12 protein-coding genes, 1 riboswitch and 1 other annotated feature (1 of these 14 running past the window's edge) are annotated in these 12,313 nt (G+C 39.4%); of the genes, 9 read left to right on the forward strand and 3 right to left on the reverse strand.

The window, feature by feature from the left end; genetic code table 11:
- Positions 1 to 107, forward strand: a binding site (T-box leader) (it extends 97 nt beyond the left edge of the window).
- 32 nt (positions 108 to 139) lie between these two features.
- The 4 genes from ileS to G7062_RS06225 all read left to right on the forward strand — a co-directional run bounded on the left by ileS (position 140) and on the right by G7062_RS06225 (position 6,469).
- On the forward strand, positions 140 to 2,866 hold the full coding sequence (ileS, locus tag G7062_RS06210; protein ID WP_166065054.1) for an isoleucine--tRNA ligase: 2,727 nt from the start codon (positions 140 to 142) through the stop codon (positions 2,864 to 2,866).
- 2 nt (positions 2,867 to 2,868) lie between these two features.
- Complete coding sequence (locus G7062_RS06215; protein ID WP_166065055.1) at positions 2,869 to 3,576, forward strand: RNA methyltransferase; 708 nt, start codon at positions 2,869 to 2,871, stop codon at positions 3,574 to 3,576.
- 10 nt (positions 3,577 to 3,586) lie between these two features.
- Positions 3,587 to 4,024 (forward strand): N-acetyltransferase, encoded by a 438-nt coding sequence (locus G7062_RS06220; RefSeq protein ID WP_166065057.1) that lies wholly within the window; start codon positions 3,587 to 3,589, stop codon positions 4,022 to 4,024.
- A 162-nt stretch (positions 4,025 to 4,186) separates the two neighbouring features.
- Positions 4,187 to 6,469 carry a hypothetical protein gene (locus tag G7062_RS06225; RefSeq protein WP_166065058.1) on the forward strand — a complete coding sequence of 761 codons (2,283 nt, stop codon included), beginning with the start codon at positions 4,187 to 4,189 and terminating at the stop codon, positions 6,467 to 6,469.
- 70 nt (positions 6,470 to 6,539) lie between these two features.
- On the opposite strand, the gene G7062_RS06230 is transcribed toward G7062_RS06225, so the two are convergent.
- From G7062_RS06230 to G7062_RS06240, 3 genes are all read right to left on the reverse strand, one after another.
- Positions 6,540 to 6,704, reverse strand: a complete 165-nt coding sequence (locus G7062_RS06230; RefSeq protein ID WP_166065059.1) for a hypothetical protein — start codon at positions 6,702 to 6,704, stop codon at positions 6,540 to 6,542.
- A 144-nt stretch (positions 6,705 to 6,848) separates the two neighbouring features.
- Positions 6,849 to 7,460 carry a superoxide dismutase gene (locus G7062_RS06235; RefSeq protein WP_166065060.1) on the reverse strand — a complete coding sequence of 204 codons (612 nt, stop codon included), beginning with the start codon at positions 7,458 to 7,460 and terminating at the stop codon, positions 6,849 to 6,851.
- 45 nt (positions 7,461 to 7,505) lie between these two features.
- Entirely contained in the window at positions 7,506 to 8,984 is a 1,479-nt protein-coding gene (locus G7062_RS06240) for a carboxypeptidase M32 (protein WP_166065061.1), read from the reverse strand.
- Positions 8,985 to 9,101: 117 nt separating this feature from the next.
- Between G7062_RS06240 and G7062_RS06245 the strand changes: the two genes are divergently transcribed.
- From G7062_RS06245 to G7062_RS06265, 5 genes are all read left to right on the forward strand, one after another.
- Positions 9,102 to 9,575 (forward strand): phosphatidylglycerophosphatase A, encoded by a 474-nt coding sequence (locus G7062_RS06245; RefSeq protein WP_166065062.1) that lies wholly within the window; start codon positions 9,102 to 9,104, stop codon positions 9,573 to 9,575.
- Positions 9,576 to 9,591: 16 nt separating this feature from the next.
- A complete protein-coding gene (locus G7062_RS06250; RefSeq protein WP_166065063.1) occupies positions 9,592 to 10,281 on the forward strand; it encodes an AAC(3) family N-acetyltransferase in 690 nt (229 codons plus the stop codon).
- 8 nt (positions 10,282 to 10,289) lie between these two features.
- A riboswitch (TPP riboswitch) is annotated at positions 10,290 to 10,382 on the forward strand.
- A 22-nt stretch (positions 10,383 to 10,404) separates the two neighbouring features.
- Positions 10,405 to 10,929 carry an energy-coupled thiamine transporter ThiT gene (locus tag G7062_RS06255; RefSeq protein WP_166065064.1) on the forward strand — a complete coding sequence of 175 codons (525 nt, stop codon included), beginning with the start codon at positions 10,405 to 10,407 and terminating at the stop codon, positions 10,927 to 10,929.
- Between the two features lie 59 nt (positions 10,930 to 10,988).
- Positions 10,989 to 11,525, forward strand: a complete 537-nt coding sequence (locus tag G7062_RS06260) for a DUF402 domain-containing protein (RefSeq protein WP_166065065.1) — start codon at positions 10,989 to 10,991, stop codon at positions 11,523 to 11,525.
- A 135-nt stretch (positions 11,526 to 11,660) separates the two neighbouring features.
- Positions 11,661 to 12,050: an HIT family protein gene (locus G7062_RS06265; RefSeq protein ID WP_240915929.1), complete on the forward strand. Its 390-nt coding sequence runs from the start codon at positions 11,661 to 11,663 to the stop codon at positions 12,048 to 12,050.
- Positions 12,051 to 12,313: the final 263 nt, after the last annotated feature.

Below are 12,313 nucleotides of genomic sequence, written 5' to 3' on the forward strand. Positions count from 1 at the left end.
AGCTTGTTTTTGAATCGAGTAGAAAACACGTGGGCGGCGTTAACGCATTTAAGTGCACATACACTGTATGTGAATTAAGGTGGTACCACGTTTAAGACGTCCTTATTAGGACGTCTTTTTATTATTTAGGAGGAAAGATATGGATTACAAAGATACACTATTATTACCCAAAACAGATTTTGAAATGCGCGGGAATCTTAATAAAAAAGAACCCCTGATCCAACAACAATGGGATGAAGAAAATCTCTATGAAGCAATGCTAAAGGTTCGTGAGGAAGAAGGCGCACCCCTTTTTGTGTTGCACGATGGTCCTCCCTATGCAAATGGTAACATCCATTTGGGACATGCGTTGAATGGAATTCAAAAAGATTTATTGGTACGTACAAAACACATGGCAGGATTTAGAACGCCATTCCGTCCGGGATGGGATACACATGGCTTGCCAATCGAAACGGCAATTCAAAAATTAGGTGTTGATCGCAAGTCAATCCCGTTGCATGAGTTCCGTGCTTTATGTGAGAAGTATGCACGCGAGCAAGTTGCAATTCAAATGAAAGATTTTAAATCATTGGGTAAAATTGGTGACTATAAAAATCCATACATCACCTTAAATAAAGACTATGAAGCAACTCAAATTCGTGTTTTTGCGCAAATGGCTCTCAAAGGTATGATCTATAAGGGACTAAAACCAGTCTATTGGTCACCATCCAGCGAAACTGCATTGGCAGAAGCTGAAATTGAATACTATGATCGTAAAGACCCCGCTATCTTTATTGCATTTGATGTTGTAGATGGCAAAGGGGTTCTTGATGCTGGTGACCGTTTGGTCATTTGGACAACGACACCATGGACAATTCCTGCAAACTTAGCAATCTCAGTGAATGCGAATATGGAATATGTTCTTGTTAAGACCGCTAAGGGGAATCTTGTTTTAATGAAGTCCCTTATGGAGAATGCACTCAAAGAACTTGAACTTGAAAACGAAGGCATCCTGAAATCGTTTATGGGTTCGGAAATTGAATATGTTACCTACAAACACCCGTTGTATGATCGTGTATCTCCTGTTTTAAATGGTGATCACGTTACGGATGAAGCGGGTACAGGGTGTGTCCATACGGCACCTGACCATGGAGCGGAAGACTTTGATGTTTGCGCAAAATACGGAATCAAACCAATTGGACCGGTTGATGCACAAGGTCATTTAAACGAGAAAACCGGTGAATTTGCGGGAATGTTCTTTGAAAAGGCGAATAAAGAAGTTACACTTCGTTTGGAAGAAGAACAAGCACTCTTAAAGATGGGTTGGATTACGCATAGTTATGCTCATGACTGGCGCACTAAGAAACCAATTATTTATCGTGCAACCACACAATGGTTTGCATCGATTGATGGCATTCGTCAACAAATTCTTGATGAAATTGCAAGTGTCACATGGTACCCTGCATGGGGTGAAAAGCGCATGCACAACATGATCGCTGATCGTGGTGATTGGACCATTTCACGCCAACGTGCGTGGGGTGTGCCGATTCCAATTTTCTATGCTGAAGATGGAACACCAATCATTGATGCGAAAGTGTTTGATCATGTAGCAGATCTTTTTGATGAATTTGGTTCAAACATTTGGTTTGAAAAAGAAGCCAAAGACCTCCTTCCAGACGGCTATACACATCCGAATTCACCAAATGGTGAATTTACCAAGGAAAAAGATATCATGGATGTATGGTTTGATTCCGGGTCATCACACACAGCAGCATTAAACCACAAGGAAACACCACTTCCGGTGGATGCATATGCAGAGGGGGCTGACCAATATCGCGGATGGTTTAACTCATCACTTATCATTTCAGTTGCGCTCTACGGTATTGCGCCGTATAAAAACGTTATTACACACGGCTTCATCAAATTAGATGGTGGCGAGAAAATGAGTAAGTCAAAATCAAATGGACTCAGTCCTAATGAAATCACAAGCACACTTGGTGCGGATATTCTTCGTCTGTGGGTTGCGAGTGTAGACTATCACTCAGACATTACGATGTCTCAAGATCTCTTGAAACAAGTCAGCGAATCCTACCGAAAAATTCGAAACACATTCCGATTTATGCATGGAAACTTGGCAGATTTTGATATTGAACGTGATGGTATTGCGATTGAAGAACTTTCACTCCTCAACCGATATGTCCTTAACGATGCAGTGCGCATCAATGCTGAAGCACAAAAATCATACGCACAATACGACTATCAAAAAGCAACAACTGCAGTCTTGAATTCCCTTATTAATACAATGTCATCGTACTATCTCGATTATACGAAAGACATCCTTTATATTGAGAAATCAGATGCACGCAGTCGTCGCGAGATTCAAACGGTTATCTATCATACTTTAGATATCTTCCTCAAACTCTTGTCACCAATCTTGGTTCATACAAGCGAGGAAATGTACGCAATCTTCAAACCAAACCAAGGCAGCATCCATCTGACAAAATTTGTGGCACCTCAGGATGAGATTGTAAGTGTCCAAGAAAAAGCAGACATGAACGAACTCTTCAAATTGCGTGAATCTGTGTTTAAAGCATTGGAAGAAAAACGTGCTGAGAAAACAATTGGAAAATCGTTGGAGGCTGAAGTTCATTTAAACCTCGAATCTGGCTTTGGTGATAAAGTTCAAGCAATTCTTGGTGAACATCTTGCCCAATGGTTTATTGTTTCTGATGTTAAATTCACAAACGAAGACCTTCCTGAAGTTTCAGGATATAGAGTGGGTGTCCAAAAGACAGAAGGTCACACATGTTCGCGTTGCTGGAATGTTGTAACGACTGTAAATACAGACGGCCTATGTCCACGTTGTGAATCGGTTTTAAAGGGATAAGTATGAGAATAACATCGCTACAAAACGATACAATTAAGATGCTTGTAAAACTGGGCTCAAAAAAGAATCGCGATGCCAGTGGTATGTTTCTTGTTGAAGGAGAACACCTTCTGCAAGAAGCAAAAGCATCGGGACTTCTTGAAAAGAGTATTGGTATCGGGACGGATTATGATTTTGAAATTACCGAACATATTGCTGAAAAGCTCTCAACAACAAAGTCTGGTTCAACTGTTTTCGGATTGGTACGAAAACCAGATTACAAACACGTAAAAGGATCACGTTATCTTCTTTGTGATGGAATTCAGGACCCTGGAAATCTTGGGACAATGATTCGTACTGCCCACAGTTTTGGTTTTGATGCCCTGTATTTATCAGAGTCTTGTGTTGACGAGTATAACGACAAAGTTATTCGAGCAACACAGGGGGCGTTATTTCATATTCCGGTTTTGCGCGGAAATCTTGTCGAGATGATTAAAGAGTTACAAAGTGATGGCGTTCGTGTTTACAGTACTTATCTGGGCAACGATACTGTGGGACTTGCTTCCCTGGATGCTCCCAAATTAGCAATTGTAATGGGTTCAGAAGGAAATGGTGTTTCCGACAGTGTTGTTCAAGCATCGAATGGTACCGTAAAGATTGAAACATCGCAATTTGAATCACTCAATGTTGCAATCGCAACAGGTATTGTATGTTACGCTTTGCGTAAGTAATGGAGGAACTATGAAACTACAAGAATTTACACCCCAGGATTTGGAAGGGTATATTACGCTCGCCACAAAATTTCACAGTGGCCCAGCAAGTTTTACGGCACCCGATGTTGCGATATTTGAACGAAATTTTGATTATATCGTGAATCACGATTCCGCCTTCGGATGGTTTATTTACGAAGAAGGTTATGTTTGTGGCTATGTGCTATGCTCAATGATGTATTCGACTGAAGTTGGTGGACTGTCACTGTGGGTTGAAGAACTCAGTGTTGAAGATGGTTTTCAAGGAAAGGGCATTGGAAGTAAGACATTGAATAGTCTTATTGAAATGTTCCCAGAAGTGAAACGTTTCCGTCTTGAAGTTGCACCATCAAATGAGAGTGCAAAGAAACTCTACAAACGTTTGGGCTACGATTTTATTGCCTACGAACAAATGATTATTGATCGTTAGAGATATATTTAGGGATCTTCTTCGGAAGATTCTTTTTTTTGTGCAAAAGTGAATTGCGCGGTGTCAAAATAAGTGTGATTGGTTACGTTCTTAACCCAAAATAAACAAACTACATTATCATAACATGACAAACAAAGTGCATAATTGCACAAAGGAGACGACATGAAACCAATCAAACATTTGATGATTACGTTATTAATGACGAGCATGACACTCTTGAGTGTTGGGGCGCAAGAGCCTAATGAAGGCGAAGTCAATCCCAAACGAGAAGAGAACTTTTCCACAATGGAAAATTCGAGCGCCAACCTAGCAAGCGCATGGGAAAATGAAACAATTGGTCGCATTGAAGACGATCACACGATCGCCATGGACCAAGAGAGTAATTCGCTCAAGAATACACTGCAGCATGCACACTCAAGTTATGAAGGTGAAGAAGAAAGTGTGTATTTTGAGACACCGGCACTGGAATCCATTGTTCGTGATGAGTTGAGAATTCCAGCAGATCAGCCAATTACTGCGCAAGACATGCTTAACTTGCGTGGAATAACAATCACAGAAGGCGGTCACTACTCACTTGTGGGGATGGAATATGCAAAGCAATTTATCAACTTTTCAGTAAGCGTTAAAGATAATGCCGTGGTAACACTTGATGACATCAGTCCGCTACAACATACGAATCTATTCTACTTTGCACTGTATTCACCAACAATCATTGCTGATGAGTCACAATTATATTTACTACCAGCTGCTTCCATGAAAACAGTAAAGTTTACGGACACTGCAATGGTTCAAGACTATTCCTTTGTTACCGGGCTTAAGGAATTGACACGTGTGGAATTTGTCAATGATGCAGAGCGCAAAGAGTTGGATGTTTCTTTCTTGCATGATTTACCCAAACTATCATCTTTCAAATTGAAGAGCGTAAACTTTGGAACAACATTGAATGTTGATACGCTACCAAAGTTATGGGACTTCACGCTAGAAAATACGGATGTTCAATCCCTTTACTTCATTAATGAAACCAGTGAGTTACGTGGGTTTACCTTGCGCGAAAACGCTGAATTGACGGACCCTTCAAGAGCAGCATTTGCAACAAAGGTACAATCAATTCAACTAACCCAATCGCCAATTACAAATATTGATTTTATGAGTACCTTGGTAAACCTTGAAACAGCATTCTTATTTGATAACGAAATTGAAGATATTACAGGTGTTTATGGTGTGAATGGTGGGAATACCAAACTTACATACCTCCAACTCACCAACAACAAAATTAAAGATGCGTCGGTTATGGGGAGAATGAAGTTTCCAAAATCAACGGATGGTTATGAAGCAGCAATATTTTTGAATAAAAATCAAATTGAGGACATTTCATTTCTAGACACGATTGAATTTGATGAAGACACTGCGATATCATTGAGCTACAATAAAATAACGGACTTTACACCAATGCAACGTTTTGATCAAAACACAAAAACAATCATTTCAGCAATGGCGCAAATTATTGATGTTGGTGATACCTATTCAAACATCCCAATGGCATTAAATATGTTAAAACCTATGAATGAAGATAAAAGTCAATTCATCTATTCTTATGAAGATGTTGTGGGTGCGGGCGACGTGGAGCGTGGTGCAATCGAAGTAATGGATGATTATCATGTCATGTTCCCAACTGCAACACCGCAAGATGATGAATTTTACAATACGTTCTATGTTTATAGTTATGACTATATGGCTGCAAGCTCGGGTGCAATCAGCACACCGCAAATTGCTCACTCTACCCGTGCAACTGCAAATGTACTTGGACAACCAACGCTAACAAGTCAAAAGACTGTGATTGAATATTATATTGGTTCATCAGTTACAGAAGCTCAATTCTTGAAAGATATTGGTGTCGAAATTCTGAATGATAGCCTTGCTCAAGCAAAACTCTTATCCGATTTCAACAGGATTGACTTTGATGTTCTTTCTGAAAATGAGGTGACTGTGAGTCTTGCACAACGAGAGTTCAGTGATCAATTGAAGATTACCGTAAAGATTATTGATATACCACTTGTGAACGATCCAACTTTCAATATTAGTACAGACACAATTGACTACGTTGTTGGCAATCCTGTAACACAAGCACAATTCTTTGAGGATATTGGTCTCTCAATCAATGGGGATGCCACGGTTCTTGCTAACTTTACGGATGTTGATTTTAATACCGTAGGAGCATACAAAGTGACATTGACACTTGGCTTACGTGCAATTGGCGATACGCATGAAGTTACCGTTAATATTATCCCATCGTCAAATTCCGAAGGTGAAGAAGAAACAGATAGAAATACTCCCGTTCTACCATCGACAGGGGTGTCGCAAGGCTTCGCTGGATTCGGAGTTGTAAGTCTTGGTGCAGCATTTCTAATTTACAATCGTTTGAGAAAGACACAAGAAGTAAAGTAATTTAATTACAAAGAAAACCCGAAATCGCATGGTAGTGTATTTCGGGTTTTTTATTCACAAAATCATTGAATTATTTGCGAATTTTAGGGAATCCTGTTGCACCTACTATGAAGCCGAACAATCCTAGTAACAAATCATCTGTTAAAAAAACGAGAATGACAGCAATGAGTGTTCCACGCAGAAATGCGATTGTTATGGAATCAAGTGTCTCTTTTTCTTCTTTATTTTTTTGCATAAGAATCCCTCCGGTGCATCAGTTCAAAACCGATGAACTCATTGCAACTATGATATACAAGTTGTACCCAAAAGCAAAGCCAAATCACTCTCGGTGTATAAAAAAAGATTACAGACTGTAACATCTGTAATCTTTGCATTCAGCTTAAACAGCAGCCGCGAAGTTTTCGCCAACTTTTGCCCAATTAACAACGTCAAACCAACTTTGAATATAGTCAGGACGACGGTTTTGATAGTTTAAGTAGTAAGCATGTTCCCAAACATCCAAACCAAGGATTGGTGTCACACCATCCATAAGTGGATTATCTTGGTTTGCTGTAGAGATAACATCTAATGTCTTATCTGCTTTAACAACTAACCATGCCCAACCTGAACCGAAACGTGTTTTTGCTGCAGCATCAAATTTTTCTTTGAATGCTTCAACAGATCCAAGATCGCGGTTGATTGCGTCTAGAAGTGCGCCTTCAGGGGCTTGGCCACTTGCAGGACTCATAATTTCCCAGAACATTGAGTGGTTTAAATGACCACCCCCGTTATTACGGACAGCAACACGAATGTCTTCAGGAACATCATTGATGTTCTTGATTAAATCAACAAGTGGGGTGTCTTTTAATGAAGGATGTTTGTCCAAAGCACCGTTTAAATTTGTAATATAAGTTTGATGATGTTTTGTATAATGGATTTCCATTGTACGTGCATCAATTTGTGGTTCCAATGCGTCATAAGCATAAGGTAATTTTGGTAATTCATATGTCATAATCTATTTCCTCCTAAGGACTTCATCATAGCACACAAACAAAGGTCATTCAAAATCTATGCCTAGCAATTTTGAATACTTTTCTTTAATGTACGAAACATAGTAATGAGGGTTGAATGATTCGCCTGAAACCTGTTGGATAAGGGCTTGTGTTGTGATTGAACCGCTGTATTGATGGATGTTTTCACGCAACCACGCAAACATGACCGAAAGCTCTCCGCGTTCCAGTAATTCTTCCACATTGAGGTCGCGGCGCATTGCAACCATGAATTGTGCTGCATAAGCAGTTCCGAGTGCATAAGTTGGGAAGTATCCGAAGGATGCCCCAGACCAGTGTACATCTTGAAGGATCCCTTGGCTTGCATCCTTAGGCGCGACTTTGATTAAGCGCTCCATTTCTGCAGCAAAAAGTGAATCCAATCCATCGGCAGAATGGTTTTCTTCAAACATCGCGCGCTCAAGATTGTAACGAACCATGATGTGAAGTGGATAGGTGATTTCATCAGCTTCGATTCGGATAACATCGCGTTGAACATAGTTGATGCCTTTTATAAAATCTTCGATGGATACAGAGCTTAATACATCGGGAATAATTGCAACCAAATCACCATAGATTGGTGTCCAGAATGCTTGAGAACGACCGATCATGTTTTCTAAGAAACGACTTTGTGATTCATGAATGCTCATACTCATGTTATCTGCGAGGGGAGTTCCTTCAAATAATGGGTTGACTTGATGATTGTACATCGAATGCCCAATTTCGTGGATGATTGAGAAAATGCTTTGGGTAAAGTCGTTTTCATGGTAGTGCGTTGTGATACGTGTGTCATTGATTGAGAATGTACTGCTAAATGGGTGCGCTGCTTCTCCTAGCAAACCAAAGTCTCGGGAATAGCACAGGTGTTTCATCACCAATTCAGAAATTTGACGTTGTTTGTCGATGGCGACGAATGCGCTTAAAAATGCAGGTCTTTCGCCTTGATGTGCAATCACAGTATCAATGAAAGGAACCAAATCAGACTCCAGAGTCTTGAAGAAAGTATCCACTTGTTCCATGCGGAGTCCTTCTTCATAATCATCGAGTGATGCATCATAATCGCTCAGATTAACATTACGATATGCAATCATCTTGCGGTGTGTTGCAATGAGGGCATCTAGATCCGCTTTAAAGAGATTGTAGTCTTTCTTTTCGCGTGCTGTTTCCCAACTGATTTGTGCATTGTTTTGAAGTTCTTGAAATGCTACAAACTCTGCATAAGGTACATTTTTTATCTTTTCGAGATCTTTTAGTAAGACGCGCACGCCCTCACGAACATAAACATCTTCACTGTTTTCTTCGTTTTTTAAGATTTCGTATGCTTCATCGCTTGTGTAGAGTTTGAAATATTCTCCAGCCATGAGTGCCATTGCCTTATTTCGATAAGTTGCACCTTCTTTGGGGGCAATTGTCTGGGCATCAAAACTCATAGTGTTGAGTGCCAATGCATAAGCATTAAGTTGATCAAGTAAATCTTGGTATGTCATAAAAACCTCCTCTATAATCTAGTACTATTGTACTCCAAATCTCGAATGAGGGCACTATGTTTTAAAGATAAGATAATGTATAATAGAAACACGCTAAAGTAAGTGGAGGGAATATCTATGTATGAAGAATGCATTGCATTGCTGGAAGAGCGCGGGGTTACAGTCGATGATATCGTTGATTGCGTCGTTTTCTTACAGAAGCAATATGTAAAAAACATTGAAGAAATTAATATTCATGAAATTGTAGAAAGTGTTATTCGAAAAAGAGAAGTTCAACATGCCTTAATGACTGGCATCAATATTGATATTCAAGTTGATAAGGGAGCGTTTGGATCGGAAACGATTCAACAAATTATCGGAACCGATGAAGGATTGTATGGAATTGATGAAGTGCTTGCCTACGGAATCTGTAATCTCTATGGATCCATTGCACTCACAAACTATGGTTATATCGATAAAGTGAAACCGGGCATCATTGGTACTTTAAATGATCACGATGCTGGGCAATGCAATACCTTTATTGATGATATTGTTGGAGCAATTGCAGCAGCAGCGGCAAGTAAACTTGCCCATTCACAAGCAGTGAAATAGATAGGAGGCTCATTTTATGGTTCAAAGCAATCAAATCGACGTTAGTGTACGCAAACTTATGAAACGTTTGGATGTTTCTCCAGAGGGAGTTGTGCTTTTGCATGAGAACGATAAAACGGCACCTTATAATAGTAAACGCTTTTTAGAAGCGTTTAAGGACTATTTGAAACCTGGCACATTAAGTATCTTTGGCGATGTTGCATTTAATACAAATGTAGTCGCAAAAGATGCACTGCCACAACTGAATAATCAAGAACGTTTGGTCTTGTCATCTGGGAAAATGTTACAATTACTCGTTTTAGATGCGCAAACAACATTTGCCCATCATCCGTCGCTCATGTTAGGGAGTGTAGGTAAATTTTCGAAATTCTTAGCGCGACATGTTACCTTGGATTTTCCTTATGGAGAAAAATCAATTTTCAATGATTTGTATGAGTTAAATGCGGTTGTTGTGTTTGTTGGGGAACCCCAAGATGTTCCCGAATTACATTATGTCGCAACAACAATGCGCGCGCCAATCATTAAAAAGAACACATGTTATCGCGATCATGAAATTAAAAGCTATCTTGACTATGACATTGATAGTGATCGTATTGTGGCGGCACTTTTGAAATCAAATGTGCTTCTTTATGAGACTGTGGGAGATTCGCGAATTTATGGAATTACATTCCATGATCTCATTCAGTTTGCACAAAAACAGTTTTAAATCGTATTACTTGTGAACAGGGGAACTGGCAACAGTTGAGAAGAAAACCCTTATCACCTGATCTAGATTATACTAGCGTAGGGAGTTCGGATTTTCCTGCGCCTCATATGGAGGTGTTTTTTTATGAAAACTAAAGATCTTGTGTTGATATCATTTTATAGTGCGTTGTTTGGTGTGTTGGAATATGTGACTGTTACTTTTGGATTTTTAAAAATGCCACAAGGAGGCAGTATCTCACTCAGTATTATTGTGTTGATCATTGCGAGTTATCATTTGGGTGTAAAAAAATCGTTGATGGTTGTCGGCGTAAGTTTTGTGATTATGTTCCTTATAGAACCACCGTTTATTGTTCATTGGATTCAATTTTTGGCAGATTACATACTCGCTTTTGCGGTTTATGCTTTTGCATGCTGTTTTCGTGACATTAAAGTTGGCAATGTTTCAATACCGACAGGTGTCATTGTCACAACATTCCTTGGATTTATGGCCCACAATATTGCGGGTTGGTTCTTCTTTGCAGAATATTACCCTGGCGATGTGTTGTGGGGTGTAAGCATTTATAATGCAACATATATGCTACCTACCATGATTTTGAGTACTCTAACAGTCATGGTTGTGAAGCCGCGACTTGAGAAAGAGTTCAACTAGGGCTTTCAATAAATCAAATTAAGTTTATAATATAAAGGTAAAGAAATAGAGGTGCTAGTATGACGTTGCCAAAAGTTGGCGAAGTCATCTACATTCAAAGCTTTAAACATGATGGGTCATTACATAGAACATGGTCGAGTGGAACAGTGCTGGATGTTGATGATGAAAAGATAGTCTTCATCACATATAAAACATGGGTGGTTGAGTCGGATGGCAGACGATGGTTTACACGTGAACCGGCGATTTGTTTCTATTATCTAAATCGTTGGTATAATGTAATTTCGATGATTCGAAGTAAAGGTGTCTACTATTACTGCAACCTTGCATCGCCCAGTGTATATGATGAAGAGGCTCTGAAGAATATTGATTATGATTTGGATGTTAAGATATTTCCTGATGGAAAGCACATTATTCTTGATGAAGATGAATTTCTCCTTCATCAGCGACAAATGAACTACAGTCAAGAAATCATTGACATCATCCGTTTGGAAAAAGATCGACTTGTTAGTTTAGTTGCATCGGATAGTTATCCGTTTGATGAACAAGTCATCTACGATTACTTTGATAAATACTTATCCATTCAGGAATTTAAGTAATTGCTTTGCGGGAAGTGCGTGTGACCATTTGGTTGCACGTTTTTATTTGCTGTGTTTGAATTATAAAGACGCGTGGTGTCACAATAACTTTAGAATGAATGTGTGTGATGTTGAATTTCAAGGAGGAAAGCTTCAATGCTAAGTATGAAAGGATTAGAACAATGTATTTTCTGTCACCTTTCTAGGGGTGATATTATCTTAGAGAATGATGCGTTCGTTGCTATATATGATAGGTTGCCGGTGAGTGAAGGGCATTTGTTAATTATTCCCAAATTCCATGTTGAGCATTATTTTCATTTGGATGCAATTTATAGAGAACAGTTATGGTCATTGATTGATGAAGCGAAATGCTTGTTGGATACGGAGTTCCAACCAGATGGTTTTAATATTGGTATGAACATCGGTGAAGTAGCGGGCCAATCAGTGATGCATCTTCACGTACATCTTATTCCAAGGTATAGAGGAGATATGCGAGATCCTAAGGGTGGTGTTCGCGGTGTCATTCCCGGTAAACAAAATTACTAATATGAAGCAGGGTACGCAAGGCGTCGTGTTATTTGTGTTTGCTGTGCTGCCGTCTTGTGCAACGATATACCTTATTAACGACGATTTACGACGCATCACGTATTTTGCATAATTAATAATCATTTTTTTGTTGACTCATTGGTCAAAAAGTGGTATTGTAATAAAGCACTCATGAGGCAAACGCTTCGAGAGCGAAATGGTCTTTGAAAACTAAACAGGAAACGTCAATTTCAAAAGAAATAAACGAAACAAAAAACAAACTC

It is taken from the genome of Erysipelothrix sp. HDW6C (genome assembly GCF_011299615.1).
Classification (GTDB): domain Bacteria; phylum Bacillota_I; class Bacilli_A; order Erysipelotrichales; family Erysipelotrichaceae; genus Erysipelothrix.

Excerpts from the sequence above, each read along its gene's own strand:
- ileS (WP_166065054.1), top strand. The coding sequence starts at position 140 with ATGGATTACAAAGATACACTATTATTACCCAAAACAGATTTTGAAATG.
- G7062_RS06215 (WP_166065055.1), top strand. The coding sequence starts at position 2,869 with ATGAGAATAACATCGCTACAAAACGATACAATTAAGATGCTTGTAAAA.
- G7062_RS06220 (WP_166065057.1), top strand. The coding sequence starts at position 3,587 with ATGAAACTACAAGAATTTACACCCCAGGATTTGGAAGGGTATATTACG.
- G7062_RS06225 (WP_166065058.1), top strand. The coding sequence starts at position 4,187 with ATGAAACCAATCAAACATTTGATGATTACGTTATTAATGACGAGCATG.
- G7062_RS06230 (WP_166065059.1), bottom strand. The coding sequence starts at position 6,704 with ATGCAAAAAAATAAAGAAGAAAAAGAGACACTTGATTCCATAACAATC.
- G7062_RS06235 (WP_166065060.1), bottom strand. The coding sequence starts at position 7,460 with ATGACATATGAATTACCAAAATTACCTTATGCTTATGACGCATTGGAA.
- G7062_RS06240 (WP_166065061.1), bottom strand. The coding sequence starts at position 8,984 with ATGACATACCAAGATTTACTTGATCAACTTAATGCTTATGCATTGGCA.
- G7062_RS06245 (WP_166065062.1), top strand. The coding sequence starts at position 9,102 with ATGTATGAAGAATGCATTGCATTGCTGGAAGAGCGCGGGGTTACAGTC.
- G7062_RS06250 (WP_166065063.1), top strand. The coding sequence starts at position 9,592 with ATGGTTCAAAGCAATCAAATCGACGTTAGTGTACGCAAACTTATGAAA.
- G7062_RS06255 (WP_166065064.1), top strand. The coding sequence starts at position 10,405 with ATGAAAACTAAAGATCTTGTGTTGATATCATTTTATAGTGCGTTGTTT.
- G7062_RS06260 (WP_166065065.1), top strand. The coding sequence starts at position 10,989 with ATGACGTTGCCAAAAGTTGGCGAAGTCATCTACATTCAAAGCTTTAAA.
- G7062_RS06265 (WP_240915929.1), top strand. The coding sequence starts at position 11,661 with ATGCTAAGTATGAAAGGATTAGAACAATGTATTTTCTGTCACCTTTCT.